Annotated in this window: 28 protein-coding genes; 23 read left to right on the plus strand and 5 right to left on the minus strand. The window is 66.5% G+C overall.

Features of this window, described 5'->3' with window-relative positions:
* Positions 1–50 precede the first annotated feature (50 nt).
* The 6 genes from CUR96_RS00345 to CUR96_RS00370 are packed head-to-tail and all read left to right on the plus strand — an operon-like array spanning position 51 to position 6,845.
* Positions 51–794, plus strand: coding sequence for a hypothetical protein (locus tag CUR96_RS00345; protein ID WP_245861039.1), 744 nt, complete (start codon positions 51–53; stop codon positions 792–794).
* Positions 791–4,228: a LysM peptidoglycan-binding domain-containing protein gene (locus CUR96_RS00350; protein ID WP_102191305.1), complete on the plus strand. Its 3,438-nt coding sequence runs from the start codon at positions 791–793 to the stop codon at positions 4,226–4,228. The genes CUR96_RS00345 and CUR96_RS00350 overlap by 4 nt, the downstream gene beginning before the upstream one ends.
* A 7-nt stretch (positions 4,229–4,235) precedes the next feature.
* Positions 4,236–4,712, plus strand: a complete 477-nt coding sequence (locus tag CUR96_RS00355; protein ID WP_102191306.1) for a macro domain-containing protein — start codon at positions 4,236–4,238, stop codon at positions 4,710–4,712.
* The gene (locus tag CUR96_RS00360; protein ID WP_102191307.1) at positions 4,709–5,557 is read left to right on the plus strand and encodes a hypothetical protein; all 849 of its coding nucleotides are present in this window, start codon (positions 4,709–4,711) and stop codon (positions 5,555–5,557) included. The genes CUR96_RS00355 and CUR96_RS00360 overlap by 4 nt, the downstream gene beginning before the upstream one ends.
* Positions 5,557–6,237 carry a hypothetical protein gene (locus CUR96_RS00365; protein WP_219721937.1) on the plus strand — a complete coding sequence of 227 codons (681 nt, stop codon included), beginning with the start codon at positions 5,557–5,559 and terminating at the stop codon, positions 6,235–6,237. The genes CUR96_RS00360 and CUR96_RS00365 overlap by 1 nt, the downstream gene beginning before the upstream one ends.
* Entirely contained in the window at positions 6,234–6,845 is a 612-nt protein-coding gene (locus tag CUR96_RS00370; RefSeq protein WP_102191309.1) for a prepilin peptidase, read from the plus strand. The genes CUR96_RS00365 and CUR96_RS00370 overlap by 4 nt, the downstream gene beginning before the upstream one ends.
* A gap of 6 nt (positions 6,846–6,851) precedes the next feature.
* Here CUR96_RS00370 and CUR96_RS00375 read toward each other — a convergent pair whose 3' ends face one another.
* From CUR96_RS00375 to CUR96_RS00385, 3 genes are read right to left on the minus strand one after another with little or no spacing between them, the layout of a single operon-like run.
* Positions 6,852–7,256, minus strand: a complete 405-nt coding sequence (locus tag CUR96_RS00375) for a GntR family transcriptional regulator (RefSeq protein WP_102191310.1) — start codon at positions 7,254–7,256, stop codon at positions 6,852–6,854.
* Positions 7,257–7,299: 43 nt separating this feature from the next.
* Positions 7,300–7,548, minus strand: a complete 249-nt coding sequence (locus tag CUR96_RS00380) for a hypothetical protein (RefSeq protein WP_102191311.1) — start codon at positions 7,546–7,548, stop codon at positions 7,300–7,302.
* Positions 7,541–9,313: an ATP-binding protein gene (locus CUR96_RS00385; protein ID WP_102191312.1), complete on the minus strand. Its 1,773-nt coding sequence runs from the start codon at positions 9,311–9,313 to the stop codon at positions 7,541–7,543. Before CUR96_RS00385 ends, CUR96_RS00380 begins: the two co-directional genes overlap by 8 nt.
* A gap of 144 nt (positions 9,314–9,457) precedes the next feature.
* On the opposite strand from CUR96_RS00385, the gene CUR96_RS00390 reads away from it, so the two are divergent.
* Positions 9,458–9,709 carry a hypothetical protein gene (locus tag CUR96_RS00390; RefSeq protein ID WP_219721938.1) on the plus strand — a complete coding sequence of 84 codons (252 nt, stop codon included), beginning with the start codon at positions 9,458–9,460 and terminating at the stop codon, positions 9,707–9,709.
* 10 nt (positions 9,710–9,719) lie between these two features.
* Positions 9,720–10,055, plus strand: coding sequence for a ribbon-helix-helix protein, CopG family (locus CUR96_RS00395; protein WP_102191314.1), 336 nt, complete (start codon positions 9,720–9,722; stop codon positions 10,053–10,055).
* Between the two features lie 55 nt (positions 10,056–10,110).
* Here the strand turns inward: CUR96_RS00395 and CUR96_RS00400 are convergent, their stop codons facing one another.
* Complete coding sequence (locus CUR96_RS00400) at positions 10,111–10,344, minus strand: hypothetical protein (RefSeq protein ID WP_219721939.1); 234 nt, start codon at positions 10,342–10,344, stop codon at positions 10,111–10,113.
* Between the two features lie 291 nt (positions 10,345–10,635).
* On the opposite strand from CUR96_RS00400, the gene CUR96_RS18725 reads away from it, so the two are divergent.
* From CUR96_RS18725 to CUR96_RS00430, 5 genes are all read left to right on the plus strand, one after another.
* Positions 10,636–11,412 (plus strand): LexA family protein, encoded by a 777-nt coding sequence (locus CUR96_RS18725; RefSeq protein WP_245861040.1) that lies wholly within the window; start codon positions 10,636–10,638, stop codon positions 11,410–11,412.
* A complete protein-coding gene (locus CUR96_RS00415) occupies positions 11,409–12,683 on the plus strand; it encodes a Y-family DNA polymerase (RefSeq protein WP_102191316.1) in 1,275 nt (424 codons plus the stop codon). The genes CUR96_RS18725 and CUR96_RS00415 overlap by 4 nt, the downstream gene beginning before the upstream one ends.
* Positions 12,684–12,854: 171 nt before the next feature.
* Positions 12,855–13,427 carry a hypothetical protein gene (locus CUR96_RS18470; protein ID WP_146008094.1) on the plus strand — a complete coding sequence of 191 codons (573 nt, stop codon included), beginning with the start codon at positions 12,855–12,857 and terminating at the stop codon, positions 13,425–13,427.
* Between the two features lie 16 nt (positions 13,428–13,443).
* Positions 13,444–13,944: a hypothetical protein gene (locus tag CUR96_RS00425; RefSeq protein ID WP_146008095.1), complete on the plus strand. Its 501-nt coding sequence runs from the start codon at positions 13,444–13,446 to the stop codon at positions 13,942–13,944.
* Between the two features lie 85 nt (positions 13,945–14,029).
* Positions 14,030–15,070: a PDDEXK nuclease domain-containing protein gene (locus tag CUR96_RS00430; protein WP_102191356.1), complete on the plus strand. Its 1,041-nt coding sequence runs from the start codon at positions 14,030–14,032 to the stop codon at positions 15,068–15,070.
* A gap of 29 nt (positions 15,071–15,099) precedes the next feature.
* Here CUR96_RS00430 and CUR96_RS00435 read toward each other — a convergent pair whose 3' ends face one another.
* Complete coding sequence (locus CUR96_RS00435) at positions 15,100–15,633, minus strand: hypothetical protein (protein WP_219721940.1); 534 nt, start codon at positions 15,631–15,633, stop codon at positions 15,100–15,102.
* Positions 15,634–15,963: 330 nt separating this feature from the next.
* Here CUR96_RS00435 and CUR96_RS00440 point away from each other — a divergent pair, with 330 nt between their 5' ends.
* The 10 genes from CUR96_RS00440 to CUR96_RS00480 all read left to right on the plus strand — a co-directional run bounded on the left by CUR96_RS00440 (position 15,964) and on the right by CUR96_RS00480 (position 19,786).
* Positions 15,964–16,341, plus strand: a complete 378-nt coding sequence (locus tag CUR96_RS00440; protein ID WP_102191319.1) for a hypothetical protein — start codon at positions 15,964–15,966, stop codon at positions 16,339–16,341.
* Between the two features lie 76 nt (positions 16,342–16,417).
* A complete protein-coding gene (locus tag CUR96_RS18525; protein WP_180968891.1) occupies positions 16,418–16,585 on the plus strand; it encodes a hypothetical protein in 168 nt (55 codons plus the stop codon).
* 271 nt (positions 16,586–16,856) lie between these two features.
* A complete protein-coding gene (locus CUR96_RS00445) occupies positions 16,857–17,063 on the plus strand; it encodes a hypothetical protein (RefSeq protein ID WP_102191320.1) in 207 nt (68 codons plus the stop codon).
* Complete coding sequence (locus tag CUR96_RS00450; RefSeq protein ID WP_102191321.1) at positions 17,060–17,368, plus strand: hypothetical protein; 309 nt, start codon at positions 17,060–17,062, stop codon at positions 17,366–17,368. Before CUR96_RS00445 ends, CUR96_RS00450 begins: the two co-directional genes overlap by 4 nt.
* Positions 17,368–17,547, plus strand: a complete 180-nt coding sequence (locus tag CUR96_RS00455; RefSeq protein WP_102191322.1) for a hypothetical protein — start codon at positions 17,368–17,370, stop codon at positions 17,545–17,547. The genes CUR96_RS00450 and CUR96_RS00455 overlap by 1 nt, the downstream gene beginning before the upstream one ends.
* Positions 17,544–18,620 (plus strand): hypothetical protein, encoded by a 1,077-nt coding sequence (locus CUR96_RS00460; protein WP_102191323.1) that lies wholly within the window; start codon positions 17,544–17,546, stop codon positions 18,618–18,620. Before CUR96_RS00455 ends, CUR96_RS00460 begins: the two co-directional genes overlap by 4 nt.
* Positions 18,617–18,883 carry a hypothetical protein gene (locus CUR96_RS00465; RefSeq protein WP_102191324.1) on the plus strand — a complete coding sequence of 89 codons (267 nt, stop codon included), beginning with the start codon at positions 18,617–18,619 and terminating at the stop codon, positions 18,881–18,883. Before CUR96_RS00460 ends, CUR96_RS00465 begins: the two co-directional genes overlap by 4 nt.
* Positions 18,837–19,085, plus strand: coding sequence for a hypothetical protein (locus CUR96_RS00470; protein WP_146008096.1), 249 nt, complete (start codon positions 18,837–18,839; stop codon positions 19,083–19,085). The genes CUR96_RS00465 and CUR96_RS00470 overlap by 47 nt, the downstream gene beginning before the upstream one ends.
* Positions 19,082–19,381, plus strand: coding sequence for a hypothetical protein (locus CUR96_RS00475; protein WP_102191326.1), 300 nt, complete (start codon positions 19,082–19,084; stop codon positions 19,379–19,381). The genes CUR96_RS00470 and CUR96_RS00475 overlap by 4 nt, the downstream gene beginning before the upstream one ends.
* A 63-nt stretch (positions 19,382–19,444) precedes the next feature.
* On the plus strand, positions 19,445–19,786 hold the full coding sequence (locus tag CUR96_RS00480; RefSeq protein WP_102191327.1) for a hypothetical protein: 342 nt from the start codon (positions 19,445–19,447) through the stop codon (positions 19,784–19,786).
* The last annotated feature ends 95 nt before the right edge of the window (positions 19,787–19,881 follow it).

Raw genomic sequence — 19,881 nt, forward strand, 5'->3', positions numbered from 1 at the left:
ACCCCGAGGATCAAGTTGCGACTTACCTCGGAAGCGCACAGAACTGGTACGTGAAGATCAACTGCGGCGACGGGTTCCGCTATTGGTCGAACAACCGCCAGTGCTACGTCGCGATGGTCGACGGCGTATGGCCCGCGCGCCCTGCCGGCATCGACCAGGAAGCAGGCTACTACCGTTGCTCCCCCCACGTGGACATGCCCTCCACCATCACCTCGTATTTCTGGAGCAACACCATCCCGCCGGGCCTGACGGTCTACACGCCCGGTATGGCCGCTCGGAAGCTCATCGAGACGTTCCAGATCCGCGGGATCGACATCGGCATGGCGCCCGAGGTCAACCCGGCCTGGGGCCACCGCCGCTCCTACGTCGGCGTCCCGATCTGGCTCTGGGTCGACAACCCCCAGCCGCTGACCTGGGGGCCCTACACCGAGACGGCAACCCTCGGCGGACAGACGATCACCGCGACAGCACAGGTCACATCAGTGATCTGGAACATGGGCGACGGAGCATCGACAGTCTGCGGAGGAACGGGCACCCCGTACAACGCCGGCATCGGTCTGCAGCCATCTCCGACGTGCGGCTACCGGTATGCGACGACCTCCGACCGGAACGCCAACGACCGCTACACCGTCACGGCCACCTCCCAGTGGACCGTCACCTGGACGGCCCTCGCGGGACCGACCGGAACCATCAACCTCACTGCCACCTCGGCGGACGAGCTCGAGATCAACGAGCTGCAGACCGTCATCGTCCCCAACGACAGCACCACCGACACCTCGGGAGGTACACCGTGACTCGCATCGGAAAGGGCCTGGGATCTCTGATCCTGCTTCTCGTCCTGCTGGTCGGCATCCCCGCCGGCTTGCTCTACTGGGCCGGTAACCCAATCCCGACCCTGGACGAGCTCACGGCGGCGCTCACCATGCCCGACTGGACGGGATCGTTCCTCATGGGCACGATCTTCCCGATCGTCGGGTGGATCGCCTGGGCGACGTTCGCCGTCGCGTTCCTCGCCGAAATCCCGTCGCAGATCAAGGGCGTGCCGAAGGTCAAGCTGCCCGGTCTGGGCATGCAGCAGAAGACCGTGGGCGTGCTGCTCGCCGCGGTGATCGCGCTCTTCGCCCCGAACGCAGCCATGGCCGCCGATCTCCCGTCCTCGACGCCGGTGTCTGCATCCGCCAGCTACTCCGTCTCCGAGGCCGCCACGACCGCAGTGCCTGGCTCCACCGTCGACGAGGCCGTCGACCAGGTCCAGGGCCCGCAGTACACCGTGGTGGATGGGGACACGCTCCTTCGGATCGCCGAGAGGACCCTGGGCACTGGCGATCGCTTCGAGGAGATCAAGAAGCTGAACCTCGGCGTCGAACAGGCTGATGGGGGAGCGCTCGACGAGTCCGGATGGGTCAACCCGGGTTGGGTGCTCACGCTCCCGGCCGACGCAGTCGTCCCCCCGGCATCCGGTGCCGCGACAGTTGATGCCCAGACGCCGTCCGTGGAGCAGCGGACCATCGTCGAGGGCGACACTCTCTGGGACATCTCCGAAGCGGAGCTCGGCGCCGGTGAACGGTACGACGAGATCGTCGCGATCACCCCGGGCATCCAGGACCCCGACGTGATCTTCCCGGGCCAGACCATCAACATCCCGGCCACGGCCGCGGCCGCACCGGTGACGCCGCCGGCGCCGGTCGAAGAGGCTACGCCGGCGCCGGTCGAGTCTGCACCCGAAGCAGAGGTCGAGCCCGGCGCCGGCGTTGACCTGGGCGCCGTCGACGGCGCCGCCGGTGCCGAAGAGGCAGGCGGCGCCGAGGCCGCTCCCGAGGCGACCACTCCCGAGGCCACGGCCGAGGAAGAGGCTGCAGCCGCCGCCGCGGAAGAGACCAACTCCGGACTCGGTTTCACCACCGCACCGACGCCTGCAGCCGAGAAGCCCGCCGAGGGCTCAACCGAGGCCGTGGCTCCTCCCGCGTCGTCGGCGGACGTCGACGACGAAGAGGCTGGCTCCGACGAGGCCTTCCTCGACGTCGCGCCGGCGGCGACCATCGGTGGCATCGGCATCGTCCTTGCTTCCGCACTGCTCACGCTTCTCGGATGGCGGCGCCGTAACCGCCGGCGGAACCGGAAGCCGGGCCAGCGCCTGGTCGAGGCATCCGAGACGGTCTCCGATGTCGAGATGCAGCTGCGCATGATCGAGGATCCAAAGGCCTCGGAAGACATCGACACCGCCCTACGCATGCTCGCCGTGTGGGCACAGTCCACCGGCAACGCACTCCCGCAGCTGTACGCGCTGCGCCTGGACCTCGACTCGATCGTCGTGATCCTGGACGAGCCGACCGAACTGCCCACACCGTTCACCCCGCAGGACGACAGCATGAGCGCGTGGATCATCGCGCGCAGCGACATCACCCCGCTCGACGAGATCCCCGCGGCGCCCTACCCCGCGTTGATCGCGATCGGCCGCGACGAGGAAGACTCCCAGGTCTACGTCGACCTCGAGCGCATGGGCACGCTCAACGTGACCGGCGCCAACGACGAGGACCGGCACAGCGTCCTGCTCTCCTACGCGGTGCAGCTGGCCACCATCCCGTGGTCCGAAGACGTCCAGGTCACCCTCGTCGGCTTCAACGACCCGCTGCTGGACTCCCTCGGCACCGGACGCATCCGCCAGGTTGACGACGTCGACACGCTGCTGCGTAACCTGCAGCGCCAGGCAGACGACGTCGAGACCGCGCTGCAGAATGCTGGCTTCGAGAGCATCCCGCACGCACGCGGCGCCGACCTCTACGCGGATGCCTGGGAGCCGGAGATCATCATCCTCTCCGGCGACCCGACCGACGAGGTCAAGGAGCAGCTCAGCGAGCTCTCCAACAGGATCCCGCGCGTCGGCATCGCCGCCCTCAGCGATGGCTACCTCGCGGGCCGGTGGAACCTGACCCTGTCTGAGCAGCGCACCGCAACCCTCGGTATCCCCGGGACGAGCGTGGCAATCCCGCTCAGCGTCGAGATGATCAGCGCCGAGGAGAGCCAGGCAATCCTCGCGGAGTTCACCGCGGCGAACAGTACCGACGTGATCGGACCGGTCATCGGCACCGAGATCGAGATCGATGAGATCTCCGTCCCTGCAGAGGACCTCGACACGGACCGCTTCATCGGTGAGCCGACCGTCGACCCCCTGCCGTTCTTCCTCGACGTGGAGCAGGCTGCCGCTCCCGCAAGCGTTCCTGTCACCGGCGTGACCGCAGAACGTGGCGGCAGGTACTCGGCCGAGACAGATCAGGAAGAGCCTGTCGTCGAGACCGCGGAAGCCGACGTCGACGTCCTCGCCGAAGCTCCCTCCGTGGAAGAGACCACAGAGGTCGAAGAGGTCGAGGTGGTTCAGGAAGCTCCCGAGCTCGCCGATGTCGACCTGGTCGTGGAGGAGGAGCGGCCGCTCGCTCCCGTCACGCGGATCCACAGCGACCCCTACGTGCAGCTGCTCGGCACGGTCGAGGTCGTCGGTGCCCGAGGAGAGGCCCCGGTGAACCCGTCGACGGCAAAGCAGTGGCCGTCCGTGATCCGCCGCGGCACGGAGCTCGTCGCCTTCCTGTCGCTCACCTCGAACGCGACCGCCGAGTCCGTGCACGCCGCGTTCTTCCCCGGTCAGCCAGCTGCGGGGGAGAAGGGCAACCGCGACCGGGCAGGACTGATCTCCAAGACCCGCAAGTGGCTCGGCAACGCGGACGACGGTGCGCTGTACCTCCCGAAGATCACGGACGTGCACTACCTGCTGAACCCGGCGCTGCGCTCCGACTGGCACGACTTCACGTACCTGATCGGTGACGACGTCGAGGCAACCCCGACCGACAAGCTGGTCGAGGCCCTCAGCCTGGTCAAGGGGCAGCCGATCAGCGGTGTGCCGGACAACCGGTACGGCTGGGCCGATCACATCCGCAACGAGATGATCGCTCTGATCGAGGATGCCGCGCACGAGCTCTCGACCCGCAGCCTCGCTTCCGGATCGCTCCGGTATGCACGGATGGCATCCGCGATCGGTCGGATGGTCAACGACGCCAACGAGCTGCACTGGCGCGACGCGCTGCGTGCCGAGCACATGGCAGGTGACGGTGCACGTATCGAGCGTCTGATCACTCAGCTCGAGCAGGTCCTCGCCGGCATCGGCGAAGAGGAGCCCGAGCCGGAGACCAGGGCGCTCATCGCGCAGCTGCGTCGCCGTCACGCGGTGGCCAGCTGAGGCACCTATGCCCATCATCATCGATCGCGTCCGCGGAGATCTCCTCGAGGTCACCGCGGACGCGATCGTGAACCCGTGGAATCGGAACATCTTGCCGCGGTGGCTGCAGGTCTCCGGCGGGATCTCCGGACGGTTGAAGCAGGTCACCGGACCCGCACCATGGCGTGAGCTCGCCGACCACGGGCCGATGGCTCTGGGCGAAGCAGTCGAGACGACGGCCGGGAAGCTGCTCACTGCCGGGGCGATCATCCACGTCGCCGGGCTGAACCTTGCCTGGCGGGCAACCCCGGCCAGCGTCCGTTCGTCGACGCTGAACGCCGTGCAGCTCGCGGAGTCCCGCGATCACCGCACTCTCGCCATCCCGCTGATCGGAGCCGGGCATGGGGGACTGAGCGTCGACCAGTGCCGCACCATCATCCTCGAGGCTCTGCTCGAGGCCCCGTCGACGGACAGCGTGAAGATCACCATGGTGGAGCCCGCATGAGCATCCGCCTGGTCCCCGACGGCGACAACGTCATCGTCCAGATCCTCTCCCCGAGTACCGGGGAAGTCCTCGCCGCCTCACGACTCACCTCCTCCGTGGGCGGAGCAGTCGGCGGGCAGCTGCTCTCCGCCGCTCACGCACCCCTCCAGGGCCCGTACGACGCCGAGGGTGCCGTTGTGCCCGCAGAAGCGGCCCAGGAGGCTCCTGTGGCCGTTCCAGCGCCCCCAGCCCCCACGGTCACACCCATCGACGTCGCAGCTCGTGCGCGCACCATCCTTTCCCCGGCCGAGGAGCCGTCGACGCTGGTCTACGACTCGAGCAACCCGGCAACCGCGGTCGAGTGGGAGGCCGCGTGGGAGTTCACCCACCGAGCTCAGGAGCAGATGGTCCAGCTCGGCATCACCCGAGACCAGGTCCTCGCCGCGGCCGAGGATCCGCAGTACACCACGGCGCCGGCATACGGCACCGGGACCAACCACGTCCGTGACGGCATCCGCGCCCTGATCGCATCCGACAACCCCAAGGTGATCATCGGCATCTCCCGCGAAGACTCCCGATCGGTGCCTGTAACCACCGGCCCCGTCCGCAGGGTCAGCGGCGGACCCGGGCGCCGGATGCCGAGCCGGTACACGGAGCTGGTCGACCTGCTCGAGGACCATGGCTTCAACCTCCTCGAGCGCAGCGGCCGAGGCCCCCACGACAAGGCCGTGCACCCGGAGCACCCCGGCGTGACCCTCGTCATCCCTCGCACACCCAGCGACCACCGCTCGTATCCGAATTGCATCGCGGAGATCCGCCGGCAGACCGGCATCGACATCACCCAGCCGGCAGGAGTACGACGATGATGAGCACAGACCGAGTCTTCATGGTGGTCGCTGCGATTCCGCTCGTCGGCGGCATCGTCTACGGAGCGGCCACCCTCGTCCAGTGGGCAATCACCGGGGACCGCCCCGTATGGGTCACACCCGAGTTCGGCGTGACCGTCCTCACCTGCGTGCTCGCACTCGCCGCCGTGGTGCTGCTGATCGTCGGTATCGTCGCGGCGCTCCGTCGCCTCGATCCGATCTGGGCGCACGGCGGGACGATCACGGTAGACGATCATGGGGTCCTCACCGTCTACACCAAGAAGCTCTTCCGGGAGCCGACGAGCGAGACGGCCGTGCAGCTCGACGACGTCGCGATGCTCACCTGGTACATCGACATGTTCGACCCTGCCGGTGTCGAGTCCCTCCAGTTCTGGGATCAGGACCCGGAGCTCACGATGGACATCTTCGGCCTGATGCCGCAGAACAGGGACGCGCGCACCCTCGTCGAGATCCCGCAGCTGTTCCTCAAGTCGGCCCCGACCGCTGAGGCTCGACTGCGCTTCGAGCTCGCGCGGCGGATCGAGCAAGGCGCGCTCCTCTCCAACGTCGACGTCCAGACCTGGGAACCGATCGGCAGCAAGCTGCCGCCACTCGCTGACGGCATCCGCTTCGAGGGTCGCAACGTGATCCGCGAGGCACGCAGAGAGGACGAGGAATGAGCCTCGACCAGGAGACTGACATGGACGTCACCGCGGGTCCGACGAAGACGCGGCGGGTCACGCTGTGGGCTCTGGTCGCGGCAGGCGCCGGTGCGGTGTCGATGGCGGCCGCGCTGGTCGCGTTCGGCCCGGAGGCGGGACGCACGGTCGGAGGCTGGGTGCTGATCGGCGCGTTCGCTGTGGTCGGGATCGTCATGTCGGTCCACGACGTGCGCGATCGCCTCCTCCCGGATCTGCTCACGCTGCCACTGGCCGCAGGCCTGTTCACCGCGGTGTGGACGCTCTCCCTCGGAACTGGTGACGTCATGGCCGGGCTGATCGCGACCGGAGCGGCACTGGCCCTGGCGATCGTGCTGTTCATCGGGGCCATGCTCGGGGGTGTCGGTGCCGGCGATCTCAAGCTCGCCCTCAGCGTCGGGCTCCTCACCGGATGGTTCGGATTTCTCCCGCCGGTCTACGCCCTGGTGGCCAGTTTCCTGCTGCCGCTGCCGTACGCGATCATCGGAGTGATCCGGCGCTCTCGTGGCGCTCAGGTCCCTGACGTCCCCTTCGGGCCCTACCTGGTCGCCGGAGGGCTGCTCGCGGCCGTCGTCGCCGCGATCGCGTAGAGCTGCTCAGGAGGATGGACGTGCCCAGTCGGGCAGCCCTTCCCGGACCGCTCGGTACTGCTCCTGGATCTCGGGCGCCGCGGCCGCGACGATCTCGTCGACGGCACGCACCCACTGCTGCACCGTGGCGGCATCCGGGCTGGGCTGTGCCGTGGCGCGATCGCGCACGAATACCCCGACGCCATGGCGCGGCTCGACGAGGCCCGCCGCCTCGAGTTCCTGGATGCCGACCCGGATCGTCATGCGGGATGTCTTGAACCGCTCGCCGAGCTCGACCTCGGTGGGCAGTTGCGTGCCGGCCGGGAGATTGTGCGTGGCGATCGCCGCGGCGATCTGATCGCGGATCTGCGCGTAGAAGTGTCCCTTGCCGCGGCTGACGGGGGAGAGCGACTCGATCGGGAAGGTGCTCATCTCTCGATCCTCCCGTAGGCGTAGCTCGCGGGTGCAGTGTGGGTCATTGAGTCGTCCCGGTTCTCTTCATCTTGTGTGCCAGCTGCAGCGCGGCCTCGGTCATCCCGAACATCCCTGCGATCTCCCGCCAGGTGAGCAACCGGCGATCGCGGACCGCGCCGACGAGGTCTGTGCGGCGGATCCGGATCTGCTCCAGGCGCGCGGTAAGACGTCGCTGCTCGGCAGCTGTCGCCTCGAGCTCGCGCAGCAGCGCGGCGGGGTCGTCGGGGATCTTGCCGGCGCGCTCAGGCATGGTTCGCGCCGTTCGCCGCTGCGCCGAGCTCGTCGGCGGCCATGTTCGCGGATCGGGCGCCGTGGATGAGCTCGAGGGTGCGCAGCTTGCCGAGGGCGTTGTTGAATCCGCCACCGCCCGCGGAGTACTCGGTGCGCTCGGCGATCTCCTCGTTCGTCAGGGACGCCGGCCAGGCGTCGACGAGGACAGTGAGAATCGACCGCTCAGCCTTGCCCAGGGCCCGCAGCCAGTGGTCGACGAGAGCATGGCCGGTGGGCAGCGGGTCGAAGTCTCCGAGATCCTCTACGCCTTGATCGGTTATCTCGATCCGGTCGCGGCCGCCGACGATCCGCCCGGTCGATCGCAGCCGCCCGAGGGCGTTGTTGAACCCGCCACCCTTGCCGCTGTAGCCGGACTGGAGAGCCACCTGGCTGTGCGTGCGAGGACCGTACGTGGCCAGCACAGCGAGGATCGCCCGTTCGGCCCTCCCCAACCCCACTACGCCGCTCGAGGAGGCGGTACGGGGCTGACTCGGGGGAGTGGCAGACGTCGTCGGTCGCGGAGCGGTCGGGGGAGCGGGCCTGGCCGGTGCTGCAGGAGCGGCGGTCGCCTTCGGGGCGGCGGTCGACTTCGGGGCGGGCGTCGGCCCCGCGGCCGTGGTGCCGATACCCGCCACGGTGTACTGCAGGGCGGCGAGCTGGTCGTGCATGTCGGAGATCTGCGTGGCCGCTTCGGCGAGCTTCGCGCGGTCCTCGGTGGTGAGTCCTGGTACGAGGACCTCGACCGGGACTTCCTTGACCTTCACCTCGACGTGCGCCTGCGCCGCGGCGAGCTCTCGCTCGAGCTGGGCGATGCGCTTGTGCAGCTGTCGGGGATCCTCGGCCGCTGCACGCTCCACCGTGGCTGCGATCGCGGCGCCGAGCTCGGTGAGGTCGATCTTCGCTCGCGCCTGGGGCAGCACCGTGGTGACACCGACCTTCGGTGTCGCGGAGGAGTCGAAGGTCTTCCGCGGGCGCACCGCGACCTTCTCGAGGATGCCCAGCCAGGAGGGCGACCAGACCCAGGCGGTGCCGATCGGCAGGCTCGCGAGCGTCCCCTTCACCTTCCGCGCCTCCGCCTCGTCGGCATGCAGGCGCACCCACTCGTCGATCGCCGCGACGTCACGTGGACCGGTCAGCCCGTGCGCGATGAGGACCTCGATCTGTGTCAGCACGTCCTTGTTGAGCACAGCTGGACGCTGGGTGACCAGGATCGCGCCCAGACCGCGCGCGCGGCCGCGGCGCACGAAGTCCTCCATCGCGCCCAACAGTCGAGCGCCTTCGGCACGCGGATTCTGCGGAGCGAGCTCGTCGGCCTCGTCGAACACGAACAGGAAAGGGTCGCGGTTGCGGTGATACACCTCGACGAGGAAGTCCGTGAGGAAGCGGCGAGCAGCTGCCTTCGACAGGTGCGAGGTGTCGATGACGGTCGAGATACGGCGGTCGACGAGGACCTGGGCGATGGTCATCCCTGACGTCTCCTCGAGCGGGAGATCTCCGTGCGTGCCTCCGAACACCACGACGGGGAGACCCGCGCCCTTGCCGGTCTTGCTCGAGCGAAGTCCCCACCAGACGCCGACCGTGTCGACGACGCACACGGGAACGCCATGCTCAACGACTCCTTCGACAATCACGCCGGCGGTGTTCGTCTTGCCCTTTCCACGGCGGCCGAGCACCGCGATCGCCTCGGTGACGAGGTCGATCGGCAGGCCCAGGTCGCGGGAGAGCATCACCATCGCATCGCTCATCAACCAACCTCCAAAGACAAGTACCTTAGCTAAGTCACTTAGGTAAGTCGATTGTCTCATGTCGGCGACTTCCCGCCCAGTATTCCGCCAGAGTTGCGGTAATCAAATAGTTTTGTGGCCGTCTTTTTGTGGTACCATTTTCTTATGGGAGTCATCTGGACCAAGTCGTCAGCGAAGCACGGGGTTTCTCGTGAAGATGCGCTGTGGGCAATGGCCCACGCCGAAGGCTCCACGGCCATCGAGGGCAACCCCGGTTGGCTCACCAAGGTCTGGGTCGGACACCCGCACCCGCAGACCGACAGGTACATCGAGGTCATGGGGGCACGTCGCGGTGACGAGTTCGTGATCTTCCACGCGATGCCGCTCTCCGACCTCTACCGTCACCTGATCAGCTAGAAAGGACATCATGAGCACCGAACACGACTGGGACGCCCTGGCCGAGAAGGCCGAGGCCGGGGCGCTCGCATCCCTCGAGGGAACGGCTCTGCAGGGCGCCGACGCTGCGCGCGATGCGCGCGAGACCCTGATGGCTGTGACCGGCACCGACACCATCGAAGAGGCCACGAAGGTCGCCCTCGGGCGGCCGCCACTGGATGCCGAGCGCAGGGAGAACGTGACTTGGAAGGTCCGCGCCCCAGCACAGCTCGACGATCTGGTCGCCGACATCGCCCGCCGGGAGGGGAAGACCCTCTCTGCGCTCATCCGCGACGCCGTCGCCGACTACGCACGCGCCCACGCCTGACCCGCACCCACACGTTGCGCCGAGCCAAACGCCCGGCGCGTTTTCGCATGCCTAGTCACCGCGACTGCAGGGCGGCGAGCAGGTCGACGAGGTCTGCCGCGCTCCCCGTGAGCAAGGCATGCACCGCCAGTCCGAGGGTTGCGAGGGACACGGCGGACCACCAGATGAGCCGGGCGAGCTCGCGCATCACGCGGGCTGCCGCTTTCAGGGTTCGGGCGGCATGGTTGAGCCGATTGAGGGGTGCCGGCTGGGTGCGTCGGCGCGTGCGACCTGGCGTTCGGTTGTTCATGCCGGCCATGGGTGCTCTTCCGCTGGGAAATCGGACATCGTCAGGTCGATAGTTCTCACGTACCCCGGGCCAACATCCGGATAATTTCTATGCCTCGCATGATTTCTTGCTGCCATGGGGCACCTATGCGCGGGGACCCGAAAGCCGTGAGCATGCCGAGCAACGAGACCCTTCGCCAAGCAGAGCGGAACACGCCCGCCGCCACCGAAGGCCGGAGCAAGACTTGGGGGAGGGTCGCGGCGCGCTTAGACTGATCGGATTCTCGTTCGAGTTGAGAGGCGGTGATCGGGAATGACTGTCGTAGCTGTGTTCCCTCTCGCCCCTCTCGCCACGCTGCAGCTGCGGCAGATCTTCGAGGCAGTCCAGGCGGGTTTCCCATCGCCGGCGCAGGACTATGACGATGGTCCGCTCAACCTGCTGCAGGTGCTCATCGACGACGAGGCGGCCACGACGGCCACCCGGGCGGTCGGCGACGCCATGCTCGGCGCGGGCATCTATGACGGCGACGTCGCGCTCGTCGACACCTCGAAGGAACCGCACGACGGCGACGTCGTCTTCGCGATCCTCGACGGTGAGTTCTCGATGCGACGCCTGACGCGCCGGCAGGGCACGTGGGCACTCCGCGCCGAGGGCCCGGGCTGGCCGGACGTCCTCGTCGACGAGTTGTCGACGCTGACCATCGTCGGGGTCGTGACCGTGAGCTTCCGGTTCCACCGGTCCCGGACGCCGGCGTTCGACGAAGGCGCCCTGAACCTGCATCCGCTGCTGATCGACGACGAGGTCGCCACGTTCGTCGTCCGCGTCGCAGGCAGCTCCATGATCGAAGCGGGGATCTATGACGGCGACGTCGCCCTCGTCGACCGTTCCAAGCGGCCGCGAGATCAGGATGTGGTCGTGGCGTACGTCGACGGCGACTTCACGATCAAGCGCCTGATCCAGCAGGGGGACAGCTGGGCGCTGCGTGCAGAGAACGCGGAGTGGCCGGATGTCGTGGTCGACGAGCTCTCGTCCCTGAGTGTTTTCGGGGTCGTCACCGTCAGCTGCCGCTTCCACAGGCCACGACGATGATCGCCTTGATCGATATCGCGTCCGCGTACGTGAGCTTCGAGCGTGTCTTTGATCCGACACTCGAATCTGTGCCGGCGGTAGTCCTGTCGAACAACGACGGAATGATCGTCGCGTCGTCGAAAGAGGCGAAGGCGTTGGGCCTAGATCTCGGGCGTCCGTGGTTCGAGCTCAAGCCTCATGCACAGCGCATGGGACTCCGGGCGCTGTCGTCCAATTACGAGTTGTACGCCGATATGAGCAGGCGCTTCCACACCATCCTGGAGCGCTTCGGACCAGGCCATCAGGAGTACTCAGTGGATGAAGGATTCGTTGAGATCTCCCCGCGGATCGCGAAGGACCCGGAAGCTCTCACCGCCCTCGGTCACGAGATGAAGGACACCATCCGTCAGCTGATCGGAGTGCCTGTCGGCGTCGGTATCGCCCATACACGCACCGAGGCGAAACTGGCGAATAAGGCCACACGGAAGATCCCGGTCTTCAACGGCGTCTGCGTGTGGCCAGCCACCCGTCCGGAGTGGCGACAGCAGCTGATGTCACGCCTGCCCGTGTCAGAGGTGTGGGGTATCGCCTCCCGCCTCGAGCTGCGCCTGGCAGCGCTCGGGATCACGACGATCGCGGATCTCGCGGCCGCGGACCCAGTGATGATCCGGAAGGCGTTCAACGTGGTCGTGATGAGGACCGCGCTCGAGCTGCGCGGGGTCGCGTGTATCCCCGCCGAAGAGGACCGCACCGGCAAGAAGGACCAGCTGATCGTTAGCAGATCCTTCTCCGAGAAGGTGACCACGAAGGACGGGATGCGGCAAGCTCTGTCGGTCTACGCTCAGCAGGCATCGACGCGCCTGGTGAAGCACGGGCAGGTCGCGAAGATCCTCACCGCGTTCGCCGGCACCAGCCACTACACCGAGCAGGTCCGCTACCCAAGCCAAGTGGTCCGGCTCCCATTTCCGACCGCTGACCCCGTCGAGCTCACTCGCGCTGCGCACCGACTGCTTCCGCAGATCGAAGAGGGCGTCCGGTGGGCGCGCGCGGGCATCGTGCTCACCGACCTGCGCCCCACCGCGGTGATCCAGCCCCTCGAGCTGTTCCGCCACCCGCACGAAGACGCCGGCATCGCCACGATCATCGACAAGGTCCAGAAGAAGACCGGCCGCGACCTGCTCGGCCTCGGATGGGGCGGGATGCGCCCCGGGCCCTCCTGGCAGATGCACCGGGGGATGCTCTCCCCACGGGCAACCACCCACTGGGACGAGCTCCTCACCGTCCACGCCTGACGCCACGAAGCTCTTGCGGTCGGATTTATACATTGGCGGAGGTATAAGGATGGACCGCGCGATCTGGGCTGCGGTCTTGCTCTGTGCTATACCTGAGCCCAGGTGTTCCGAAACCGAGTAGGGGCACCGGATGAGCGCCCGAAGTTCAGTACGGCGCAGATGGAGAGTCTCATGTCTGTGATCGATCAGAGAAGCCTTATTCTCGAGGACCTCACCCCAGGAACCGTTGTCGGCATATTCGGACGGGTTGGCAGTGGGCGGACAGCTGTTGCCCGGAGCATCGCCTCCGAATACGACGGGCGTGGCTTCCGCCTTGCGATCGGTGGCAGGAAGGGCTCGGAGCTCCAGAATGGTGCGCATGTCGAATATGCCCGGCTCCCTCACTTCAGCTTCGACATCGAAGCCGCAGCTGCGGCCAGTCGCGATGTAACCCTCCTTCGCAGCAATGTCGGCATGATCATCTACGACGGAGACATCCGACGCGACTGGCGAGACGACGTCATCGATCCTTTCGAATGGGACCGGGAGGCAGAGCGGATCGTCCTCGTCGTCTCGGACGACCTCTGGTTCTCAAAGTTCTGCGACATCAACGTGATGACTGGAGCCCCCACAAGGCAGCAGTACGCCGCGGTGTTCAACAAGGAAGCACCGTCGGAGGGCGTGCTCGCTCCCAAGCGCGGGACCGCGTTCGTCGCACGCGCCGGCGAAGAGCCAGTGCTCATCACCTATCGGTTCACGTCATAGGGCTCGTGGGGACACCATGATCGCTTACAACATGCCCCGAGAGATGGTTACTCCGGATAATCGGCTTCCTCTGTCCAGAGCGGTTGCCTGGGTGAAGGTTTCGGCCGAGGAGGTTGCCGCTCTCGCGATGCACCGCGCCCGTCTGGCACAGAAGAACGTGAAGCCCGAGATCCTCCTCGAGCTCGGCGTCTACGACGCGACATCCACCGTAGGCCTGTGGGATGTGCTGCGTGACGAAGCCAAACGGATGAAGGACGTCTGCGAGACCCGGGAATCCCTGGTCGAGTACCTGCTGCAGTGGGTCGAGCTGGTCATCACCACGCCATCGCGCCAGCAGAGAAAGACTCACCGGTACCCGCTGCCTGCGGATGACGCCGCAGTGGATGCGTTCGCCCGCCACCTCGCCCGATCGGCGGCGGAGCAGCTATGGAACGAGCACGAAGCCCTCGAAAGGTATTTCTCATCGCTCGAGGAGCACACGGGTGATGACACTGATTTGGGTTGGCCGAGGCGGTGACAGGGGCTGCCTCGTGGACCGTTGATGCTCGCCGCCGGTCGCCCGGCCATGGGCCCGCGGCTGCGGGTCTGAGATGATCAAGAGCATGAGCGACCTCGCACCGGACGACTACGCGGCGACGCTCGAGGACCTCAAGAAACACGTCCACGCTGCGCGTCTGCGTGTGCAGCGGAAGGCGAATAACGAGCTATTGCAGCTGTGGTGGCGGCTGGGGCGCACGATCCTCGACCAGCAAGCCGAGCAAGGCTGGGGGACCCGGGTCCTCGATCGGCTCGCATCGGATCTGCGAGCCGAGTTCCCTTCCATGAAGGGGTTCTCGCGACGGAATCTCACCTACATGCAGACGTTCGCGAGGGCGTGGCCGGACGCCGACTCAATTGGGCAACAGGCTGTTGCCCAATTGCCGTGGGGACACGTCACGCTCATCCTCGACAAGCTCACTGATCAGACTCTTCGGGACTGGTACGCGGCGAAGGCCGCTCATCACGGGTGGACTCGCGCTGTTCTCACCCATCACCTGGCGACTCGGCTTCACGAGCGGGAAGCCGCTGCGCCAACCAACTTCGCTGGTGCGCTCGAGCGCGTCGACTCCGAACTCGCTCAAGAGCTCACGAAGGATCCGTACACCCTCGAGTTCCTCGCGATCGATGGGGATGCTTCCGAGCGTGAGCTCGAGCAGCGCATGGTCGACCGGATCCTCGACACCATGCGTGAGCTCGGCCCGGGATTTGCTTTCGTCGGCCGCCAAGTCCATCTCGAGGTGGGAACGACCGATTTCTATATCGATCTTCTGTTCTTCCACATCGAGCAGCTCCGATACGTCGTCATCGAACTCAAGACCACGACGTTCACGCCTGCTGACGCCGGCCAGCTCGGGTTCTACGTCACGGTCGTCGACGATCTCCTCCGAAACCCCGATAAGCATCAGCCCACGGTCGGCATCCTCCTCGTCGCAGGAAAGGACGACACCGTCGTCCGCTACGCGCTCGCATCGACAACACCGCCCATCGCCGTCAGCCGGTACGAGCTCGGCGAAGAAGCGCAGAAGGCTCTCCCCGATGAGGAGACCATCGCGCGCGCCTTCGCCGACGAGCTCACTCGCGACGTCGATGCCGATACTCGGTGAGAACCGGCGCCGCGGAACGTGCGTCGGCTCTAGGAGGCGTCGAGCGGAGTTGTGCGGATGTTGAACGACGCCGGCGGATCGTGTGGTTGTCCGGCGGGGGAAATGAAGAGGTAGAAGAACAGCGTGGTCAGTCGCTGTGAGCCGCGCGCGGATGCCGTCGTCGACAACGCGCCCGCCGCACGCACATGCACAGACCAAGTGTCCCCGAGAAGTGCCACTACCCACGCGGACGCCTCATCAGGGTTCACAGTGAGTCGGGAGTCGAGTAGCCGATGGTGGGCCGCGACGGACAGGGTCAGGAGAGATCCCTCGAGCTGAACGTCTTCCAGCATCGCGGCCTGGTCGACCATGTCCGCCACGACCGTGAGGTTCGCGTGCCGATCCGTTACTGACTTCACCGGTCCGAAGCGGCGCAGCCCCTGGCGCTCGCCCGAGATGACCTTCGCGAGCTCGTCGTCCGACGAGATGGTCGCTGTGGAATCCGCCTCATCTGTGAAGAGGTACCTGCGGAACGCCCGGATCTCCGCCTCATGCTTTCTCACTACCGCGCTCACATCGATCATCCGGGCACCCTACAGGTGCTCGCAGACACCACGGAGTCTCCTGTCCGCGAGCACCTGGTGATCGCCCCTATATGACGTGGAAGCACTCTCGTCGAAAGGGAACCGATGTCCGATCTGCAGGACGTAGAAAACACACTGGCCCAGTACAGGGCCGCACTCGAGGTCAGCCACAACCGCCGTGATCCACGCTGCACTGAGCAGCCCTCCGGTCTTTGGGGGCGCTGGCGCAAGCGGCGAGCTCGCCGCCACGAATGCTTCATCTGCCGACCCCACGGCGATCGGCCCACGAATTGGCCGGACTCCGCACGTCTCGATCTCGATCAGACGCAGATGCGAGACCTCTACGCGGAGATCCGCATGCGCCTGGGGGGGACCACATGGGGGCAGGGCGCAGAGGAGTTCGAGGCGTGGATGTTGCGCGTCCAGGAGAGGTCTCTCAGGAAGGCGATCGGCCCCATCCCCACCCACGCCGAGCTCGAGCTGGGCCACGTGCTGAATGCCTTTGTCCTCTACGGCGCCTACACGATCGGTGGAGGCTCTCAGCGGTATGCCGACGAGTTCAATCGCATCATCCGATCCCGAGACCGCAGGCTCACCCTCCGCCTGGCTGACGCAGTCCGCGGTGCGCTCGAGGACGACCCCACACGAGATCCCGTCGAGTACCTCGAGACCTTCGCGGACGGGGACCTCATCGACCACTCCAACTGATGACTCGGCATGTCCGCGAACACCCGGTCCTCGTCCCTATATGACGTAGAAGCACTCACGTCGAGAGGGGAACGGGATGTCTGCGGAAAACGATGTGCACGGGATCATCAATGACACCAAGGCGGCCTGCGGCAGGACGAAAGCCACCAAGCTCAGCAACAAGCCCTTCGAGGTGACCTGTCGAGAATGCCAGGCGGCCGCACGCGCCGACGAAGCAGCCGCCCTGCAGCTGGCCCGCGCATGAATCCCCGAGGTCGGTTCTGGCGTCAGCGTGCTGCAGATGCAGTCGGCGCCATCTTCCCTGCCCTGGGCGCGGGAGTCCTCGCCGGTAGTGCCGGTGCATCCACTGCGCATGCCGGAGTGATCGCCGCGGGAACTGCCGGCGCGTGGATGCTTCTCGTCCCCCTCGGCCGCCGTCTGGTCAGCCCTCGCGAAGAGCGCCGGTAGATGCCTCTTGTGGATGTCTCTGCACCATCGTATTCTAATGAATGTCAGATTCACTAGGAGGTAGGGCTATGGGCACGGTCAACTTCAACATCAAGACCCAGGCGCACGCCTATCAGGAAGGCATGCGCGACGGCATGGCACTGCTTGTCACCGCGCTCGAGGAGAGCGGGTCGATCAACCACCTGCTCGAGGTCCTCGAGTGGAACGCCCGCCCCGAGGACGTGAAGCGGCTCAACGACTACTACGCCGCCCGCACGGTCGGAGATGCATCATGACGCGGCCGGAGCGTGCCGACAGCGTCACGGACAGCATCGGCGCTCCCGCCCAGTACGACGGGGATCCCGTGATCCACGACGGTGGTCACCTCTTCGAAGGGGAACGCTGCGTCTACTGCCGCACCAACACCTACGACATCGGCATCTACCCGGATGCCCCCGCGATCTGCCCCGTCCCTCACCAGCCGCTGCGCTTCACCACCGAATCCCCCACCTCGAGGTGCGCGACGTGCGGCGAAGACGACCACTCGACCGCCGAACACGCGAGCCCGCTGGACGCGATCGCGGACGAAGGAGCGCTCTGATGCCGCTCTCATACCCGCCGATCCGCAGGGTCGAAATCAACGGCGCCCCGAAGTACCAGGCGACGTGCCGCACCTGTGGCCAGGACGTGTGCGAGCGCCCACAGGTCGTGAAAGCCGCCGTCGAGGAGATGCGCCGCGCGCACGGCTACGAGGCCAACTGCAAGAGGGGCGAGAATTGATCCGCGAACGCCTCCGCCTCAGCTGCGACGCCCGCTACTGCAAGGCCGAGGCCTTCTACCCGGCGAAGGGCTGGTCGCACGAACCTGGCAACCTCGACTTCTGCCGCAAGCACACCGTCCAGCGGGCCGCGCGATTCATCTGCCCGCCCGACCACAAGCACGATGAGACACGCACCTGCTACGTAGCCCACAAGTGCCGCTGCGACGGATGCACCGAAGGCAGCCGAGCCAGTGAGGAGACGCGCCGCCGGCAGCACCTCTACGGGACGTTCGACAACGGTCTCGTCGACGCGGCGCCCGTTCGCGCGCACATCGAAATGCTGCAGGCATCCGGACTCGGGTGGAAGCGCATCGCCGAGCTCGCCGGCGTCGGCTACACCGCCATCAGCCAGCTGATCTACGGACGCAAGGGCTCCAGCACGGACCCCCGCAAGGGCGAGATGCTCAAACGGGTCGCTCGAGAGAAGGCGGAGAAGATCCTCGCGCTGCAGCCCTCTCTCGAGTTCCTGCGCGAAGGTGCGCTCGTTCCCTCGCTCGGCACGCACCGTCGGATCCAGGCACTTGTCTGCAACGGCTGGTCACTGAACGCGATCAGCACGCGCCTCGACATTGGTGCGAGCAACATGACGACGCTGCTGCGCCGCGATCAGGTCCGCAAGGCCACCCACCAGGCGGTGGAAGCACTGTTCGCTGAGCTGTGGAACGTACAGGCGCCGACGTCGACATGGCACGAGAAGGCCTCGGCTACACGCGCGATCAGGTACGCGACGGCGCGGCGCTGGCTGCCGCCGCTGGCCTGGGATGACCCGGACACCGACCGCGAACCTCCCACAGTGGAAGACGACGACCTAGTCGATGAGATGGTCGTCGAGCTGACACTCCAGGGCGAGCGACTGCGGCTCACCCCAGCCGAACGCCGCGAGTGCGTCTCCCGGCTGCACCGCCGACGTTGGTCAGATGGGCTGATCGCGGAAACGATCGGGTGCAACCCTCGGACCGTCGAGCGCATCCGCGACGAGCTCGGCCTCATCGCGTTCGATCAGACCGAGCTACGAACCAGGGGAGCGGCATGAAGAGCGCACCCGCAACCCCGTACTGCCGCGCCGGCGCACGCCACTGGTTCGCCTACTACGGCCTGGTCGGATCGTCCGCTCCGACCTGCCAGCGCTGCGGCGCCGCGAACCCGAACTACGACCCCGAACGCGACGACAAGGCCAATGACCCGTTCTGGCGCGCCCGCGCCGAATCCACCACCGATCACACGACATCTCCGAAGGAAGGAACAGTCAATGAGCGAGCTCACGACGAAGACAGCAGCACGGCTGGAACGCGGTGACCGGGTGATCCTCACCCCGCGCGACCCCGAGCGACCCAACCAGGTTCGCCGGATCCAGACCGTCGACCACACGCTGCGCCTGCCCAACGGCGTGGTCCGGATCTTCTACGGCAGGTACGGAATGATGCACGTCGACGCTGCCGGCAGCCACCGCTTCGAGCACGTCCAAGACCGCGAGCTCGCAGAGATGAGCGGACGATGAAGGCCGTGCACTGGGGAGCGGACGGCAACCCCCTCAACGTCATCCCCGGCGAGGTCGCGCTGCTCCTCGCCGAAGACGGCCAGACATTCGGTTACGGGTACGGGGACGGGTGGTCGATGATCTTCGGCCACCCCAGCGGCGAGATCACCGTCGAGGTCGGACAGTGGGTGGTCCGCCACGACGATGGCCGCATCGAGGTCCTCGACGAGAAACCCGACAACGCCGAGATCTTCGACGCGGCCGCCGCGCTCTCTGCAGCCCGTACGCGGCGGCTCGACGAGGAGGAAGGACGATGACGCATGCCTGATGTTTCCCCTCGCCACCACCGCGGCGACTTACGATCAATCCAAGGAGATCCCATGTCAGAAAACGCAGAAGCCTCGACCAGCACGCCCGGCCTTATGAGCCGCGAGAACGTGACCACCCTCATCCTCAGTCTCGGCATCGTGGGTCTTGCCACTGTCGTACTGCTGCCGAGGATCGCTCAGGAAGAGATCAGCGTGCTCAGTTGGGGTGCAATCCTCGGCGCGGCCGCGATCCTGGTCGCGCTCGTGCTGCAGCTCACCATCTGGCGACCTGACCACTACACGACGTTCCTCGTTCGAGCGCTGACCATGATCATCATCCTCGTGGCCCTTATGTTCTTCGAACCCATCGCCGACCTCATGCAGACCCCGACACCTCCCATCTTTGGGGAGTAGCGCTCGATCCTGACCGCTCGAGCGACGCTTTTCGCCTTGGTATGTGTCCGCGAGTGCGGCCGTACGCCCCCTATATGACGTAGGAGAGGCCGGAA

Origin of the sequence: Microbacterium aurantiacum, from assembly GCF_002872075.1 — a bacterium.
Lineage (GTDB): Bacteria > Actinomycetota > Actinomycetes > Actinomycetales > Microbacteriaceae > Microbacterium > Microbacterium aurantiacum_A.